Origin of the sequence: Allobosea sp., from assembly GCF_017308015.1 — a bacterium.
Classification (GTDB): Bacteria; Pseudomonadota; Alphaproteobacteria; order Rhizobiales; family Beijerinckiaceae; genus Allobosea.
Genome location: NZ_JAFKFW010000038.1, coordinates 17,554 through 34,491, shown reverse-complemented (window position 1 = coordinate 34,491; position 16,938 = coordinate 17,554). Strand labels below are relative to the sequence as shown.

The window sequence follows — 16,938 nt, the reverse complement described above, 5'->3', positions numbered from 1 at the left end:
GTCGAAGCCCCGAAGGGCGAATTCGGCGTCTATCTGGTCTCCGACGGCACCAACAAGCCCTATCGCTGCAAGATCAAGGCCCCGGGCTTCGCCCATCTCCAGGCCATGGATTTCATGTGCCGCAAGCACATGCTCGCCGACGTCTCCGCGATCCTCGGCTCCCTCGATATCGTCTTTGGTGAAGTGGACCGCTGATGTCCGTCCGTCGTCTCGCGCCCGATCCGGTCCAGCCCGCCTCCTTCGCCTTCACCGCGGCGAACGAGAACTGGATCGACCAGCAGATCGCCAAATATCCGGCAGGCCGTCAGGCTTCCGCCGTCATTCCGCTTTTGTGGAAGGCTCAGGAGCAGGAGGGCTGGGTCTCGCGCGCCGTGATCGAGACCGTCGCCAAGCGCCTCGGCATGGCGCCGATGCGGGTGCTGGAGGTCGCGACCTTCTACACCATGTTCAACCTGCAGCCGGTCGGCCAGTATTACGTCCAGCTCTGCGGCACCACGCCCTGCGCCCTGCGCGGCGCCGAGGCGCTCAAGAAGGTCTGCGAGGAGGTGATCGGCCCGCAATCGACCGTGACCGCCGACGGCAAGCTCTCCTGGCTCGAGGTCGAATGCCTGGGCGCCTGCTGCAACGCGCCGATGGCGCAGATCAATGTCGACTACTACGAGGACCTGACGCCGGCGAATTTCCGCCAGCTCCTCGACGATCTCCGCAACGGCCGTCCGACCAAGCCCGGTCCGCAGAACGGCCGCATCGGTTCCGAGCCGGAAGGCGGCCCGCAGACGTTGACCGACAAGGCCCTCTATGACGGCTCGATGATCGGTGCCGGCGGCTGGCAGAAGCGCATCGCCGAGCAGCGCAAGGCCGCTGCCGAAGCCGCCGCTGTCAAGGCCGCCGCCGAAGCCGAGGCCAAGAAGGCCGAGGCCACCCCGGCCGCCGTTGCCGCCAAGCCCGCTACGGAGACGGCGGCTGCCGCTCGCCCGCAGCCTTCGGCTCCGGCCCAGCCCTCGGGCGCGGCGAGCGACACGCCGGCTGCCAAGGGCAAGGTCGAGAAGAAGGACGTCGCTGAGGCTGCCAAGCCCGCGGCCGCGGACAACGTCACCGCGAGGGACGAGAGCAAGCCCGAACTCCTGACCGCTGCGCGCGGCGGAACGGGCGACGATCTCGAACTAATCTGGGGTGTCGGGCCGAAGCTGGCCAAGATGCTCAATGAGATGGGGATCTGGCACTACGACCAGATCGCCGAATGGACACCGGCGGAGCTCGCCTGGGTCGATGCGCGACTGACCGGCTTCAAGGGCCGGGCGCTGCGTGACGACTGGATTGCTCAGTCGAAGAAGCTCGCGACGGGCTGGCGCCCGGAGTCGAAGCTTGGCGACAAGCCGGCAGAGTGAGGCACTAGGACATGCTCGCAGATCGCGATCGCATCTTCACCAATCTCTACGGCCTGCATGACCGTACCCTGAAGGGTGCGATCCAGCGCGGCCAGTGGGATGGCACCAAGTTCATCCTGGAGCAGGGCCGGGACTGGATCATCGACGAGATGAAGAAGTCCGGCCTGCGCGGCCGTGGCGGCGCCGGCTTCCCGACCGGACTGAAATGGTCGTTCATGCCCAAGGTCAGCGACGGGCGCCCGCACTATCTCGTCGTCAATGCCGACGAGTCCGAGCCGGGCACCTGCAAGGATCGCGAGATCATGCGCAACGACCCGCATACGCTGGTCGAGGGCTGCCTGATCGCCTCCTTCGCGATGGGCGCGCATGCGGCCTATATCTACATCCGCGGTGAGTACGTTCGGGAGCGCGAGGCGCTCCAGCGCGCCGTCGACGAGGCCTATGAGGCCAAGTTGATCGGCAAGGACAACGTCCACGGCTATCCCTTTGATCTCTATGTGCATCACGGCGCCGGCGCCTATATCTGCGGCGAAGAGACGGCGCTGCTGGAGAGCCTCGAGGGCAAGAAGGGCATGCCGCGGCTGAAGCCGCCTTTCCCGGCCAATATGGGCCTCTATGGCTGCCCGACCACGGTGAACAACGTCGAGTCGATCGCGGTCGCCCCGACCATCCTGCGCCGCGGCGCTGCCTGGTTCTCCTCGATCGGCACGCCGAACAATGTCGGCACCAAGCTCTTCTGCGTCTCGGGCCATGTGAACAAGCCCTGCAACGTCGAAGAGGCGATGGGCCTGACCTTCCGCGAGCTGATCGACAAGCATTGCGGCGGCATCCGCGGCGGCTGGGACAATCTCAAGGCGGTCATCCCCGGCGGTTCGTCGGTGCGCATGGTCCCGGCCGAGCAGATCATCGACACGCCGATGGATTTCGACTCGCTTTCGAAGCTGCGCTCCGGCCTCGGCACGGCGGCGGTGATCGTGATGGACAAGTCGACCGACATCGTCCGCGCCATCGCCCGCATCAGCCATTTCTACAAGCATGAGAGCTGCGGCCAGTGCACGCCCTGCCGCGAGGGCACGGGCTGGATGTGGCGCGTCATGGAGCGCATGGCCGAAGGCCGCGCCCAGAAGCGTGAGATCGACATGCTGCTCGACGTCACCAAGCAGATCGAGGGCCACACGATCTGTGCGCTCGGCGACGCCGCGGCCTGGCCGATCCAGGGGCTGATCGCGCATTTCCGGCATGAGATCGAGCAGCGCATCGACGACTATGCCGCCAACCCGCACAGCGAGCCTGTGCGCCTGATGGCGGCGGAGTGAGACCATGACGAAACTCCTCATCGACGGCATCGAGGTCGACGTACCCGCCGAGTACACGGTGCTCCAGGCCTGCGAGGCCGCGGGCGTCGAGGTGCCGCGCTTCTGCTTCCACGAGCGCCTCTCGATCGCCGGCAACTGCCGCATGTGCCTCGTCGAGGTGAAGGGTGGCCCGCCGAAGCCGCAGGCCTCCTGCGCTATCGGCGTGCGCGACCTGCGCCCCGGCCCGAACGGCGAGCCGCCGGTCGTCCTGACCAAGTCGCCGATGGTCAAGAAGGCCCGCGAAGGGGTGATGGAGTTCCTGCTCATCAACCACCCGCTGGACTGCCCGATCTGCGACCAGGGCGGCGAATGCGATCTGCAGGATCAGGCCATGGCCTATGGCGCGGACACCTCGCGCTTCGCCGAGAACAAGCGCGCGGTCGAGGACAAGTATATCGGCCCGCTGGTCAAGACGACGATGACGCGCTGCATCCAGTGCACGCGCTGCGTCCGCTTCACCACCGAGGTTGCCGGCGCCTCCGATCTCGGCGCCATCGGCCGCGGCGAGGACATGGAGATCACGACCTATCTCGAGCAGGCGATGTCGTCGGAGCTCCAGAGCAACGTCGTCGATCTCTGCCCGGTCGGCGCGCTGACCTCCAGGCCCTACGAGAACAAGGCTCGTCCCTGGGAGCTTTCCAAGACCGAGAGCATCGACGTGATGGACGCGGTCGGCTCGGCCATTCGCGTCGACTCGCGCGGCAAGGAAGTGATGCGCATCCTGCCCCGTCTCAACGAGGCGGTGAACGAGGAGTGGATCTCCGACAAGACCCGCCACGTCGCCGACGGTCTCAAGACCCAGCGTCTCGACCGGCCCTATATTCGCGAGAACGGCCGCCTGCGCCCCGCGAGCTGGAACGAGGCCTTCGCCGCCATTGCCGGCAAGGTGAAGGTGACCGCGCCTGAAAAGATCGGCGCCATCGCCGGCGATCTCGCCGCGGTCGAGGACATGTTCGCGCTGAAGGCGCTGATGGCCTTGCTCGGCTCCGCCAATCTCGATGCCCGCCAGGATGGCACGAAGCTGCATCCGAAGTTCGGTCGCGCATCTTACGTTCTCAACGCCGGCATCGCCGGCATCGAGGATGCGACCTCGCTGCTGATTGTCGGCTCGAACCCGCGCCGCGAGGCGCCGATCCTGAACGCCCGCATCCGCAAGCGCTGGCTGCGCGGCGATTTCAAGGTCTCCGTTATCGGCGAGAAGTCCGACCTGACCTACACCTACGATTATCTCGGCGCCGGCCCGGAGACGCTGGCCGAGATCGTGAAGTCGGCCGCTGCCGCTGGCGGCAAGCCGATGGTGCTGGTCGGGCAGGGCGCTCTCGCCCGTGCCGATGGCGAGGCCGTGCTCTCGCTCGCCGCCAAGGCGGCGCAGGCGCTCGGCGCCGTCACCGAAGGCTGGAACGGCTTCGGCGTGATCCACACCGCCGCCGCCCGCGTCGGCGCGCTCGATCTCGGCTTCGTGCCGGGTGAGGGTGGTCTGGACGCGGCCGCGATGGTCAAGCCGGGCGCGCTCGACGTGCTCTTCCTGCTCGGTGCGGACGAGATCGAGGTGCCGGAGGGTGCCTTCGTCGTCTATCAGGGCACGCATGGCGACAGGGGCGCGCATCGTGCCGACGTCATCCTGCCCGGCTCGGCCTATACCGAGAAGTCCGGCACCTATGTGAATACCGAGGGCCGTGTGCAGATGGGCGACCGCGCGACCTTCCCGCCGGGCGATGCCCGCGAGGACTGGGCGATCCTGCGTGCCCTGTCGGGCCATCTCGGCAAGACGCTGCCGTTCGACTCGCTCGCCGGTCTGCGCAAGGCGCTCTACGAGGCGCATCCGCATTTTGCGGCGCTCGACGGCCTGCCGGCCAATGATGCTTCGGAGATCGGAAAGCTTGCCGGCCTCGGCGGCAAGACCGACAAGGCGGGCTTCGCGCCTGTCGTCGCCGATTTCTATCAGACCAACCCGATCGCGCGTGCCTCTGCCGTCATGGCGGAATGCTCGGCGCTGGCCTCTGGCCGGCATCGGCAGGCGGCGGAGTAAGCGGCCATGAACTGGGATCTCGTCCTCGATATCGCGATCATCCTCGGCAAGAGCCTGCTGCTGCTGGTCTGCCTGCTGGTCTTCATCGCCTATATCCTGCTCGCCGACCGCAAGATCTGGGCGGCGGTGCAGCTTCGCCGCGGCCCGAACGTGGTCGGACCCTTCGGCCTGTTCCAGAGTTTCGCGGACCTGATGAAGTTCGCGTTCAAGGAGCCGATCATTCCGGCGGGTGCCAACAAGGGCATCTTCCTGCTGGCGCCCTTCATCTCCTGCCTGCTGGCGCTCGGCGCCTGGGCGGTGATCCCGGTGGCGGAAGGCTGGGCGATCGCCGACATCAATGTCGGTATCCTCTACATCCTCGCGATCTCCTCGCTCGGCGTCTACGGCATCATCATGGCCGGCTGGGCCTCGAATTCGAAATACCCGTTCATGAGCGCGCTGCGCTCGGCGGCGCAGATGGTGTCCTACGAGGTCTCGATCGGCTTCGTCATCATCACGGTTCTGCTCTGCGTCGGCTCGCTGAACCTCTCGGCCGTGGTCGAGGCTCAGGCGAACCGCGGCCTCGCCCATGCGCTCGGCGTGCCGTGGCTCTCGATCCTGAACTGGTACTTCATCCCGCTCTTCCCGATGTTCGTGGTCTTCTTCGTCTCGGCGCTGGCCGAGACGAACCGGCCGCCCTTCGATCTGGCCGAAGCGGAATCCGAGCTCGTGGCGGGCTTCATGGTCGAGTATTCCTCGACGCCGTACCTGCTGTTCATGCTCGGCGAATACGTGGCGATCATGACCATGTGCTCGCTGACCACGATCCTGTTCCTCGGTGGCTGGGCGCCGCCGGTCGCGTTGCCGCCCTTCACCTGGCTGCCCGGCGTGTTCTGGTTCGCGCTCAAGGTCTGCCTCGTGTTCTTCATGTTCGCGCTGGTGAAGGCCTTCGTGCCGCGCTACCGCTACGACCAGTTGATGCGCCTGGGCTGGAAGGTCTTCCTGCCGCTCTCGCTGGCCTGCGTCGTGATCGTGGCGCTGGTTCTGCAGTTGACGGGCTGGGGCCCGGTCGCGGGATGAGTTCGGCTGCGATCTCCCGAGTTGGATTCGGGATGATCGCGGGCGTGGTTTCGTTCGGCTCTGCTTGCTGGTGGGCAAGGCGAAGCCGGATCTTCGATGCGCTCGATGTGGCGCTTGGAGGAGCGGTGGCCGCCGCGGTTGTCGGCGGCTTCGGCGGGTACGAGGCGGTCCAGTGGTTCGGGCTGGCGGCGCCATGAACGGTACGGGCTTGGTCGGTGCCGTGATCGGCTTCGCGCTGGGCCTGCTGGAGTACCGGCTTATCTCGGCCGTGGTGATCGGGGCGCTCCGGCGCACGGATCGCTCGACGACGCAGGCCGAGAAGGACGATTACGAGCGCCGCATCCGCATCTTGCGGGCGGTGCTGATTGTGATGACGATCGGCTTGATGCCGGTCCTGGGTTTCGTGATCGGCCGGACGGTGTTCGGCTGAGGATGTAAAGGACGAAGGCGATGTCACTCGCGCAAGCCGCAAGGGGCCTGCTGCTGAAGGAGTTCGTCGGGGCCATCGGCCTGTCGATGCGCTATTTCTTCAAGCCGAAGGCGACGCTGAACTATCCGTTCGAGAAGGGCCAGCTCTCGCCGCGTTTCCGTGGCGAGCATGCCTTGCGCCGCTATCCGAACGGCGAGGAGCGCTGCATCGCGTGCAAGCTCTGCGAGGCGATCTGCCCGGCGCAGGCCATCACCATCGAGGCCGGCCCGCGCCGCAACGACGGCACGCGCCGCACCACCCGTTACGACATCGACATGACCAAGTGCATCTACTGCGGCTTCTGCCAGGAAGCCTGCCCGGTCGATGCCATTGTCGAGGGGCCGAATTTCGAGTTCGCGACCGAGACGCGCGAGGAGCTGTTCTACGACAAGGACAAGCTGCTCGCGAACGGCGCGCGCTGGGAACGCGAGATCGCGCGCAACATCGCGATGGACGCGCCCTATCGGTGATTGACCGTCCTTCGGCACCACCCCGTGGTGATGCCGAAGGACGTGACTGAGGATGCAGACCCGCCGTGCGGTTGTCCCGCCCGGCGGGCCTGATTATAGACGCTCCAAATTGCTCGGGGTCTTTTGAGTCCCGGGGCACGAACCAAACGAGGACCGCGCCGAAAAGGGGCGGGAAGGGCTGGCCGAGATGAACGCCGCAGCGGCTTTCTTCTATCTCTTCGCAGGGGTGACCGTGGCATCCGCCTTCATGGTGGTGACCTCGCGCAACCCGGTGCATTCCGTGCTGTTCCTGATCCTGGCCTTCGTCAACGCGGCCGGGCTGTTCTTGCTGCTCGGCGCCGAGTTCCTCGCGATGCTGCTGGTCGTCGTCTATGTCGGCGCGGTCGCGGTGCTCTTCCTCTTCGTGGTGATGATGCTCGATGTCGATTTCGCCGAGTTTCGCCAGGGCTTCCTGAACTATCTGCCGATCGGTGCCCTGATCGGCTTCATTTTCGCCGTCGAACTCCTGCTGGTCGTCGGCGCCTGGGTCATCGATCCGCAGATCGTCAAGGCGCCGGTCGCCGCGATCCCGGCCGGTATCTCGAACACCGAGGCGCTCGGCCGCGTGCTCTACACCCAGTATGTCTACTACTTCCAGGCGGCCGGCCTCGTGCTGCTGGTCGCCATGATCGGCGCGATCGTGCTGACGCTGCGCGAGCGGCCCGGCATCAAGCGCCAGCACGTTCCGACGCAGAACGCCCGTACCAGGGATGCGGCGATGGTGGTCAAGCAGGTGCCGTCGCGCACCGGGGTTCCCGAGGAGATGGCGTGATGACGATCGGACTGGGCCATTATCTCGCCGTCAGCGCCATCCTGTTCACGCTCGGCGTGCTCGGTATCTTCATCAACCGCAAGAACGTCATCGTCATCCTGATGTCGATCGAGCTCATCCTGCTGTCGGTCAATCTGAACTTCGTCGCCTTCTCGAGCTTCCTGAACGATATCGTCGGTCAGGTCTTCGCGCTGCTCGTGCTCACGGTGGCGGCGGCCGAGGCCGCGATCGGCCTCGCCATTCTCGTCGTCTACTTCCGCAACCGCGGCACGATCGCGGTGGAAGACATCAACATGATGAAAGGCTGAGCGCCTCCCGCGCCTGGACCTCACTGCCATGTATCACGCGATCGTCTTCCTCCCTCTCATCGGCTTCCTGATCGCCGGCCTCTTCGGTCGGCTGATCGGCGCGCGCGGCTCCGAGATCGTCACGACCTCGCTGCTGATGGTCTCGGCTGCCCTGTCCTGGGTCGCGCTCGCCCAGGTCGGCTTCGGCTCCGGCACGACCCGCGTGCAGGTCGCGAGCTGGATCTCCTCCGGCGAATTGCAGGTCGACTGGGCCTTCCGCGTCGACACGCTGACGGCGGTGATGCTGGTCGTGGTCAACACGGTCTCCAGCCTCGTTCATCTCTATTCCATCGGCTACATGCATGAGGACGCGCACCGCTCGCGCTTCTTTGCCTATCTCTCGCTCTTCACCTTCGCCATGCTGATGCTGGTGACGGCGGACAACCTCGTCCAGATGTTCTTCGGCTGGGAGGGCGTCGGCCTCGCCTCCTATCTGCTGATCGGCTTCTGGTACCAGAAGCCCTCGGCCAACGCCGCGGCGATGAAGGCCTTCATCGTCAACCGCGTCGGCGATTTCGGCTTCCTGCTCGGTATCTTCCTGATCTTCGTGCTCTTCGGGGCCGTCACCTTCGACGCGATCTTCCCGCGCGCCGGCGAGATGGTGGGCCAGAGCTTCCGCTTCCTCGGCTATGACTGGAATGCGCTGACCCTGACCTGCCTGCTGCTCTTCATGGGCGCGATGGGCAAGTCGGCGCAGTTCCTGCTGCACACCTGGCTACCGGACGCGATGGAAGGCCCGACCCCGGTTTCGGCTCTCATCCATGCCGCGACGATGGTCACGGCCGGCGTTTTCATGGTGGCGCGCCTGTCGCCCGTCTTCGAATACGCCCCGGTCGCGCTCACCGTCGTCGTCGTCATCGGCGCCACCACCGCCTTCTTCGCGGCGACGGTCGGCCTCGTGCAGAATGACATCAAGCGCGTCATCGCCTATTCGACCTGCTCGCAGCTCGGCTACATGTTCGTCGCGCTCGGCGTGGGCAATTACGGTGCCGGCATCTTCCACCTGTTCACCCACGCCTTCTTCAAGGCGTTGCTCTTCCTGGGCGCGGGCTCGGTCATCCACGCGATGCATCACGAGCAGGACATGCGCCATATGGGCGGGCTGCGGAAGCACATCCCGATCACCGCCGCCGCCATGACGATCGGCACGCTGGCGCTGACCGGTGTCGGCATCCCCGGCACGATCTTCGGCTTCGCCGGCTTCTTCTCGAAGGACGCGATCATCGAGAGCGCCTATGCCTCGGTAGGCAACGGTGGTTTCGCTTCGTCCTACGCCTTCGTGCTGCTCGTCGTCGCGGCCTGCATGACCTCCTTCTACTCCTGGCGGCTTTATTTCATGACCTTCGAGGGCAAGCCGCGCTGGGGCCATGGTCACGATGCGCACGGCCATGACGATCACGGCCATGGCCATGACCACACGCCGCATGAGAGCCCCTGGGTGATGTTGATCCCGCTCGTCGTGCTGTCGATCGGCGCGATCTTCGCCGGCGTCGTCTTCAAGGAAGCCTTTGTCGGCCACGACTTCGAGACGTTCTGGAAGTCGGCCCTCTTCATGGGCAAGGACAACCACATCCTGCATGCGATGCATGAAGTGCCGAAATGGGTCGTGGCTTCGCCGTTCGTGGCGATGCTGATCGGCTTCGCGCTGGCGTATCTGATGTATGTCCGCCGGCCGGACATTCCCGGCAAGCTCGCCGCCGCCAACCCGGCACTGTACCAGTTCCTGCTCAACAAGTGGTATTTCGACGAACTCTACGACTTCCTGTTCGTGCGTCCGTCGAAATGGCTCGGCCGCTTCCTCTGGAAGAAGGGTGATGGGCTCGTCATCGACGGCTTCGGGCCGGATGGCGTCTCGGCTCGTGTGGTCGACGTCACCAACCGCGTGGTCCGGCTGCAGACCGGCTATCTCTATCACTATGCCTTCGCCATGCTCATCGGTGTGGCTGGGCTCGTGACCTGGTATCTCGTGGCTCGCGGGTGAGATGATGTTAGGTTTCGGTATTCTCACCGGTCTTCTGGTTCTGCCGTTGGTCGGCGCTGCCTTCATCCTGGTGCAGCGCGGAGACGAGGCTTCGGTGGCGTCCAACGCCCGCTGGGCGGCGCTGATCACGACGGTCCTGACCTTCGCTCTCGCCTGTATCGCCTGGGGCCAGTTCGACACCGCCAACCCGGGTTTCCAGCTCGTCGAGACCCACGCTTGGGTCTCGGAGGCCATCAAGTTCAAGCTCGGCGTCGACGGCTTCTCCTTCCCCTTCATCGTGCTGACGGCGTTCCTGATGCCGTTCTGCATCCTCGCCTCCTGGACCTCGGTCGAGAAGCGGGTGCGCGAGTACATGATCGCCTTCCTGGTGCTGGAAGCGCTGATGATCGGCGTCTTCGCGGCGCTCGACCTCGTGCTGTTCTACCTGTTCTTCGAGGCAGGCCTGATCCCGATGTTCCTGATCATCGGCATCTGGGGCGGCAAGCGGCGCGTCTATGCCTCCTACAAATTCTTCCTCTACACGCTGCTCGGCTCGGTGCTGATGCTGCTCGCCGTGATGGCGATGTACTGGAACGCCGGCACCACCGACATCCCGACGCTGCTGGCACACAAATTCCCGTCGCAGATGCAGCCCTGGCTGTGGCTGGCCTTCTTCGCCTCCTTCGCGGTGAAGATGCCGATGTGGCCGGTCCATACCTGGCTGCCGGACGCCCACGTCGAGGCGCCGACCGCCGGCTCCGTCGTCCTGGCGGCGATCCTGCTCAAGATGGGCGGCTACGGCTTCATCCGCTTCTCGATCCCGATGTTCCCGGAAGCCTCGGCCCTGTTCGCGCCGCTGGTCTTCGCCCTTTCGGTCGTCGCCATCGTCTACACCTCGCTGGTGGCGCTGATGCAGGAGGACATGAAGAAGCTGATCGCCTATTCCTCCGTCGCCCATATGGGCTTCGTGACGATGGGCCTCTTCACCCTGACGCCGCAGGGCATCCAGGGCGCGATGTACCAGATGGTCAGCCACGGGCTGGTCTCCGGGGCGCTCTTCCTCTGCGTCGGCGTGATCTACGACCGCATGCACACCCGCGAGATCGCTGCCTATGGCGGCCTGGTGAACCGCATGCCGGCCTATGCCGTCGTCTTCATGGTCTTCACCATGGCCAATGTCGGTCTTCCCGGCACCTCCGGCTTCGTCGGTGAGTTCCTGACGCTGCTCGGTGCGTTCCGCGCCAATCCCTGGGTTGCGTTCTTCGCAACCTCCGGCGTCATCCTTTCGGCGGCCTATGCGCTCTGGCTCTATCGCCGCGTCGTCTTCGGCGAGCTCGTCAGGCCGGAACTGAAGGACATCAAGGATCTGAACGGTCGTGAGGCCCTGATCCTCGTCCCGCTCGTCCTGCTGACGATCTGGTACGGCATCCAGCCGCACACGATCCTCGATGCCTTCGCGGCGCCGACCGAGGCGCTCATCAAGAACTATCAGGCAGCCCTCGCCGTCGCGAAGACGGCGCTGGCCGCCGCGCAGTAAGGTCTCGTCATGGCTCTGCCCGCTCTCGGCCCGGCCCTGCCGGAAATCATCCTCGCCACCGGCGCCATCGCCATGGTGCTGGTCGGCGCGATCCAGGGCGCGCGCGCGATGCGCCTGCTCGAAGGGCTGGCGCTGGTGCTGCTCGCGGTCGCGCTGGTGGTGGTCGTCTTGGGCAGCGGCAAGATGCTGACCTTCAACGACGGCTTCATCGTCGACGGCTTCGCCCGTTTCATGAAGGTGCTGACGCTCATCGGCGCCGGCGCGGCCATCCTGCTTTCGGCGGGCACGCTGCGGCGCCAGGGCACGATGCGTTTCGAGTTCCCGATCCTCGTCGTGCTCTCGACGCTCGGCATGATGATGATGATCTCGGCCAATGATCTCATCAGCCTCTATGTCGGCCTCGAACTGCAGTCGCTCGCGCTCTACGTCATCGCCGCCTTCGATCGCGACAACGCGAAGTCGACGGAAGCCGGCCTGAAGTACTTCGTGCTCGGTGCGCTGTCCTCCGGCATGCTGCTCTATGGCGGCTCGCTGGTCTATGGCTTCACCGGCACCGTCACCTTCACCGGCATCGCCGCGGCGACGGCCGGCGGCCATGCCGGCATCGGCCTGATCTTCGGCATCGTCTTCATCGCGGCCGGCGTCGCCTTCAAGATCTCGGCCGTGCCGTTCCATATGTGGACGCCCGATGTCTACGAAGGTGCGCCGACCCCGGTCGCCGCCTTCTTCGCCTCGGCTCCCAAGATGGCGGCGATGGCGATGGTGATCCGCGTCTTCATCGGCGCCTTCCCGGGCGCCATCCATGACTGGCGCCAGATCATCGTCTTCATCTCGATCGCCTCGATGGCGCTCGGTGCCTTCGCCGCGATCGGCCAGCGCAATATCAAGCGCCTGCTTGCCTATTCCTCGATTGCGAACATGGGCTACGCGCTGGTCGGTCTCGCCGCCGGCACGCCCGAGGGCGTGCAGGGCGTGATGACCTACATGGCGATCTACCTCGCCACCACGCTCGCTGCCTTCGCCTGCGTGCTGATGATGCGCCGCGACGGCAAGCTCGTGGAAGATATCTCGGAGCTTGCCGGCCTGTCCCGTACCAATGGCTGGATGGCCTTCGCGATGGCGATGATGATGTTCTCGCTCGCCGGCATTCCGCCGCTCGCCGGTTTCTGGGCGAAGTGGTACGTCTTCCTCGCGGCGATCAACGCCAAGCTCTATGTGCTCGCCGTGATCGGCGTGCTGACCAGCGTGGTTGGCGCCTACTACTATCTGCGCATCGTCAAGGTGATGTATTTCGACGAGCCGAAGCCGGCCTTCGAGACATCCGACCTTGGCGTGCGCACGGTCCTGATGGTCTCCGCGCTGTTTGTGCTGGTGCTCTCGCTGGTGCCGGCGCCGCTCTTCGACTCCGCTGCCGCGGCGGCCAGGTCGCTCTTCTGAGCTGACGACGCGTGCTTGGGGAGGCCGCCCGCGCCGCGGGCTATCGTCTGATCGTCCGCGACGAGGTCGGCTCCACCATGGAGGAGGCCCGTCGCGCGCTCGATCAGGGCGAACCTGGCAAGCTCTGGATCGTGGCCCGCAGCCAGAATGCGGGCCGCGGGCGCCACGGCCGGCAATGGGGCTCGCCGCCCGGCAATCTCTACGCCAGCCTGCTCCTGACCGATCCATGCGAACCTGCCATGGCACCGCAGCTCGGCTTCGTCGTGGGGCTCGCCCTGCACGATGCCGCCGCGAAACTGCTCGGCCCGTCCGCTGCCGGCCTCAGGCTGAAATGGCCGAACGACCTGCTGCTCGACCGCGCCAAGACCTCGGGCCTGCTGCTGGAGGGTGAGAGCCGGGCAGGGCGCTTCAACGTCATCGTCGGCTGCGGCGTCAATATCGCCTCTTGCCCGTCGGACACGCCCTATCCCGCGACCTTTCTCAAGGCCGCAGCGCCGCAGGCCAATGTCGAGGCCATGCTCACAGGCCTCAGCGATGCCTTCTCCCGGCGCTTCGCCGTCTGGTCGCAGCCGGGCGGCTTCGGGCCGACCCGCGCCGCCTGGCTGGAACGCGCAGCCTTCCTTGGCGAGGTCATCACCATCCGCCTGCCGGAGGGGCCGCTGACCGGCCGTTTCGCCGGCCTCGACCCGGCTGGACGCCTCGAGCTCGAAACCGAAACCGGCCGCCGCGTGATCGATGCGGGCGATCTGTTCTTCGGCTCCCCGGCGCAGGGCTAGCCGTCACCGCGAGCGCAGCGGGGCAATCCAGGGGATCGGGTGAGCCGTCGAGCCCAGCGTGACGGATCGCTTCATCCCTTCGTTCCTTGCCGTGACGGATGAGCTCACGTCGATGGATGAATGAGCGTGTCGCTATGGAGGCGTGCCGCTCGCCATGTTAGGGCTGCAAAGCCTGCCGATCATCAAGGAATTCCAGTGACCCGCTCTTCCGTCCAGCTCGTTTTCGTTCCTCTCGGCGGCCTCGGCGAGATCGGCATGAATGCTGCTCTCTACGGCTTCGGGCCGGAAGGGCGACGAAAGTGGATCCTGGTCGATTGCGGCCTGTCGTTTGCCGGGCCGGAGGCGCCGGGCGTCGATATCGTCCTGCCTGATCTGCGCTACATCATCGAGGAGCGGGCGAACCTCCTCGGCATCGTCATCACTCACGCCCATGAGGACCATATCGGCGCGCTCGCCGCGCTCTGGCCCTCCCTTCGCGCGCCGGTTTACTGCACGCGCTTCGCCGCCGGTCTCCTCGCGACGCGCCGGCTCTCCGAGCCCGGTGCACCCAATGTCGAGATCAACGTCGTGCCGCAGGGCGGCGCGATCACGCTCGGCCCCTTCGACATCGAGTTCGTGCCGGTGGCCCACTCGATCCCGGAATCGAATGCGCTCGCGATCCGCACGCCTGCCGGCCTCGTCGTCCATACCGGCGACTGGAAGATCGACCCGACCCCGCGTGTTGGCCTGCCGACCGACGAGAAGCGTCTGCGCGAACTCGGCGACGAGGGCGTTCTGGCGCTGGTCTGCGATTCGACCAATGTCATGCGCGACGGCACCAGCCCGAGCGAAGCTGATGTCGCCGCCAAGATGAAGGAACTGGTCGCATCGGCGCCGGGCCGCGTCGCCGTCACGACCTTCGCCTCCAATGTCGCGCGCCTGCGCGCCGTCGCGGAAGCGGCGATGGCCAACGACCGCGAGGTCGTGGTCGTCGGCCGGGCCATGGATAGGGTCATCGATGTCGCCCGAGAATGCGGGTATCTCGACGGCGTTCCCGGCTTCCGCCCGGTCGATGCCTATGGCTACCTGCCGCGTGACAAGGTCGTGGCGCTGGTCACAGGCAGCCAGGGCGAGCCGCGCGCCGCGCTCTCGCGCATCGCATCGGACGATCATCCCGAGATCGCGCTCTCGCCGGGCGACCGCGTGATCTTTTCCTCGCGCACCATTCCCGGCAATGAGAAGTCGGTCGGCAACATCCTGAATGCGCTGGCTCGCGACAAGATCGAGATCATCACCGACCGGACGCATCTGGTTCATGTCTCCGGCCATCCCCGCCGCGAGGAGATGGCCCGGCTCTATGGCTGGCTGAAGCCGCAGATCGCGATCCCGGCCCATGGCGAGGACCTGCACCTGGCCGAGCACGAAACCTTCGCCCGCGGCCTCGGCGTCAAGCATGTCCTGCGTGCCGGCAATGGCGACGTCGTCGCAATCTCGGCCGAGGGCGCGCGCAAGATCGACGAAGCGCCTCATGGGCGGCTCTATCAGGACGGCTCCCTGCTGGTGAACGCGCTGGAGAGGACGATTCAGGAGCGTCGTCGGCTGTCCTTCGCTGGCATCGTCTCGATCGCGGTCGCCGTCGACGAGAAGGGCGGCATTGCCGGCGAGCCGGAGATCGCCGTGCTGGGCCTGCCGCCGCGCACGCTCGGCGGCATCGATTTCGACGAGTTTGTTGCCGATGCCGTCGGCGATCTCATCGACAATATCCCGAAGGCCCGCCGTCGCGATCCCGAAGCCCTGCGCAACGCGCTGGAACGCGGCGTGCGCAGCGCGGTCAACGACGAGTGGGGCAAGAAGCCGCTGGTGCATGCGCTGGTCGTCGAGGTGTAGAAAGACCGCACGGCCCCGCCGGAGAGGATGCAGATGATCGGACGCCTGAACCACGTCGCCATTGCGGTGAAGGATCTTGAAGCTTCGACGGCGCTCTATCGCGATACGCTCGGCGCGCGGGTCTCGCAGCCGCAGCCCGAGCCGGAGCACGGCGTCACGGTCGTTTTCGTCGAACTGCCCAACACCAAGATCGAATTGCTGGAGCCGCTCGGCGCCGATTCACCGATCGCCAAGTTCCTCGAACGCAATGCCGATGGCGGCATCCACCACATCTGCTACGAGGTCGACGACATCCTCGCGGCGCGCGATCGTCTGAAGGCGCAAGGCGCCCGCATCCTCGGTTCCGGCGAGCCGCGCATCGGCGCCCACGGCAAGCCGGTGCTGTTTCTGCACCCAAAGGATTTTCTGGGTACACTGGTCGAACTCGAACAGGCTTGACGACAATGACTGACATCGCTTCGACGGACATCGCTTTTTTGGGTCAGCCGGAAGAAGGCTCGCCGCGTCCCTTCAGCGCCGCCACCATTGCTGGCGGGCTGGTCTTCGTCTCCGGGCATTCCGCGCCGCATGATCCGGCGCGCGGCGTCCATCGCGGCCAGACCCCCGCCGAGGAGGTGCGCAATGCGCTCGGCCGTATCGCCGAGATCCTGGCGGAAGCCGGTACCTCGCTCGACCGGGTCGTCCAGATGACGATGCTGATCACCGATCCGGCCGATTATGCCGTCTGCAACGCCGAATATGTGAAGCATTTCCCCGGTGGTTTGCCGGCCCGCCACACCGCGCGCTTCGGCGTGCCGACCGAGGCGCGCGTCGCCTTCTCCTGCATCGCGCTCGCGGGGAAGGGGGCATGAACATCGTCGGCGGCCTGGCCCTCTATTTCGTGATCTGGTGGATCACGCTTTTTGCGGTGCTGCCTTTCGGCATCCGCAGCCAGCACGAGGCGGGCGATGTCGTGGCCGGCACCGAGCCCGGTGCGCCGGTTATGCCGGGGTTGCTGAAGAAGGCCGTCATCACCTCGCTGATCGCGGCAGTGATCTTTGTCGGCGTCTGGTATGTCTGGGTAGCCTACGATATCTGACAATGCTTCGCGCCGAGCAGGTCGGGGCTGTCCGGCGCGACGTTGCAGAATTGTCTCATGTCGCGACTCTCCTCGTTTCGGGCCGCGTACGGCTCCCGCTGAAGCGGGTCCCCTGCTATCGCTGATGTCGAAGAGCTTTGGCGCGTCGAGGTAGGCTTTGCCTAAGTAAATCCGGTCTCAATCCAGTTCACCCGTACAGCCGGCGGCGCTCAGCCATCGGCGTATGAATACGTTCGTCGGGTGGTGGCGAGAGACCGGTTTGGCATTGTTCCACCGTGCCAGTGCAGCGCCCGCTGTCTCTGCTCTTCGACCACCTGAAGCACCGCCACTCCGTGCCCGACAAGGGGTTCTCACGC

The 16,938-nt window shown here is 65.8% G+C and carries 18 protein-coding genes; all 18 read left to right on the top strand.

Annotated elements, in window-relative coordinates:
- A partial coding sequence (locus J0I42_RS22760) for an NADH-quinone oxidoreductase subunit D-related protein (RefSeq protein WP_465247715.1) occupies positions 1 to 195 on the top strand: 195 nt, incomplete at its 5' end.
- Positions 195 to 1,388, top strand: a complete 1,194-nt coding sequence (gene nuoE, locus J0I42_RS22755) for an NADH-quinone oxidoreductase subunit NuoE (protein WP_291658331.1) — start codon at positions 195 to 197, stop codon at positions 1,386 to 1,388. The genes J0I42_RS22760 and nuoE, both read left to right, overlap by 1 nt.
- Positions 1,389 to 1,399: 11 nt before the next feature.
- Complete coding sequence (nuoF, locus tag J0I42_RS22750) at positions 1,400 to 2,704, top strand: NADH-quinone oxidoreductase subunit NuoF (RefSeq protein WP_291658329.1); 1,305 nt, start codon at positions 1,400 to 1,402, stop codon at positions 2,702 to 2,704.
- Between the two features lie 4 nt (positions 2,705 to 2,708).
- Positions 2,709 to 4,772 (top strand): NADH-quinone oxidoreductase subunit NuoG, encoded by a 2,064-nt coding sequence (gene nuoG / locus J0I42_RS22745; protein ID WP_291658327.1) that lies wholly within the window; start codon positions 2,709 to 2,711, stop codon positions 4,770 to 4,772.
- A 6-nt stretch (positions 4,773 to 4,778) separates the two neighbouring features.
- Positions 4,779 to 5,831, top strand: a complete 1,053-nt coding sequence (nuoH, locus tag J0I42_RS22740; protein WP_291658325.1) for an NADH-quinone oxidoreductase subunit NuoH — start codon at positions 4,779 to 4,781, stop codon at positions 5,829 to 5,831.
- A gap of 32 nt (positions 5,832 to 5,863) precedes the next feature.
- Positions 5,864 to 6,028, top strand: a complete 165-nt coding sequence (locus tag J0I42_RS22735; protein WP_291658323.1) for a hypothetical protein — start codon at positions 5,864 to 5,866, stop codon at positions 6,026 to 6,028.
- Positions 6,025 to 6,261 (top strand): hypothetical protein, encoded by a 237-nt coding sequence (locus tag J0I42_RS22730; protein WP_291658320.1) that lies wholly within the window; start codon positions 6,025 to 6,027, stop codon positions 6,259 to 6,261. Before J0I42_RS22735 ends, J0I42_RS22730 begins: the two co-directional genes overlap by 4 nt.
- 20 nt (positions 6,262 to 6,281) lie before the next feature.
- Positions 6,282 to 6,770: an NADH-quinone oxidoreductase subunit NuoI gene (nuoI, locus tag J0I42_RS22725; RefSeq protein ID WP_038367698.1), complete on the top strand. Its 489-nt coding sequence runs from the start codon at positions 6,282 to 6,284 to the stop codon at positions 6,768 to 6,770.
- A gap of 187 nt (positions 6,771 to 6,957) precedes the next feature.
- Entirely contained in the window at positions 6,958 to 7,581 is a 624-nt protein-coding gene (locus J0I42_RS22720) for an NADH-quinone oxidoreductase subunit J (protein WP_291658317.1), read from the top strand.
- Complete coding sequence (gene nuoK, locus J0I42_RS22715) at positions 7,581 to 7,889, top strand: NADH-quinone oxidoreductase subunit NuoK (RefSeq protein ID WP_291658314.1); 309 nt, start codon at positions 7,581 to 7,583, stop codon at positions 7,887 to 7,889. The genes J0I42_RS22720 and nuoK overlap by 1 nt, the downstream gene beginning before the upstream one ends.
- A gap of 28 nt (positions 7,890 to 7,917) precedes the next feature.
- On the top strand, positions 7,918 to 9,909 hold the full coding sequence (nuoL, locus tag J0I42_RS22710; protein WP_291658312.1) for an NADH-quinone oxidoreductase subunit L: 1,992 nt from the start codon (positions 7,918 to 7,920) through the stop codon (positions 9,907 to 9,909).
- Positions 9,910 to 9,913: 4 nt separating this feature from the next.
- On the top strand, positions 9,914 to 11,425 hold the full coding sequence (locus tag J0I42_RS22705) for an NADH-quinone oxidoreductase subunit M (protein ID WP_291658335.1): 1,512 nt from the start codon (positions 9,914 to 9,916) through the stop codon (positions 11,423 to 11,425).
- A 9-nt stretch (positions 11,426 to 11,434) separates the two neighbouring features.
- Positions 11,435 to 12,862 carry an NADH-quinone oxidoreductase subunit NuoN gene (gene nuoN / locus J0I42_RS22700; RefSeq protein WP_291658310.1) on the top strand — a complete coding sequence of 476 codons (1,428 nt, stop codon included), beginning with the start codon at positions 11,435 to 11,437 and terminating at the stop codon, positions 12,860 to 12,862.
- Positions 12,863 to 12,873: 11 nt separating this feature from the next.
- Positions 12,874 to 13,638, top strand: a complete 765-nt coding sequence (locus J0I42_RS22695) for a biotin--[acetyl-CoA-carboxylase] ligase (protein WP_291658308.1) — start codon at positions 12,874 to 12,876, stop codon at positions 13,636 to 13,638.
- Positions 13,639 to 13,833: 195 nt separating this feature from the next.
- Positions 13,834 to 15,504, top strand: coding sequence for a ribonuclease J (locus tag J0I42_RS22690; protein WP_465247714.1), 1,671 nt, complete (start codon positions 13,834 to 13,836; stop codon positions 15,502 to 15,504).
- Between the two features lie 33 nt (positions 15,505 to 15,537).
- Positions 15,538 to 15,942 carry a methylmalonyl-CoA epimerase gene (gene mce, locus J0I42_RS22685; protein WP_291658306.1) on the top strand — a complete coding sequence of 135 codons (405 nt, stop codon included), beginning with the start codon at positions 15,538 to 15,540 and terminating at the stop codon, positions 15,940 to 15,942.
- 5 nt (positions 15,943 to 15,947) lie between these two features.
- Positions 15,948 to 16,355, top strand: coding sequence for a RidA family protein (locus J0I42_RS22680; RefSeq protein ID WP_291658304.1), 408 nt, complete (start codon positions 15,948 to 15,950; stop codon positions 16,353 to 16,355).
- The gene (locus J0I42_RS22675) at positions 16,352 to 16,582 is read left to right on the top strand and encodes a DUF1467 family protein (protein ID WP_291658302.1); all 231 of its coding nucleotides are present in this window, start codon (positions 16,352 to 16,354) and stop codon (positions 16,580 to 16,582) included. The genes J0I42_RS22680 and J0I42_RS22675 overlap by 4 nt, the downstream gene beginning before the upstream one ends.
- The last annotated feature ends 356 nt before the right edge of the window (positions 16,583 to 16,938 follow it).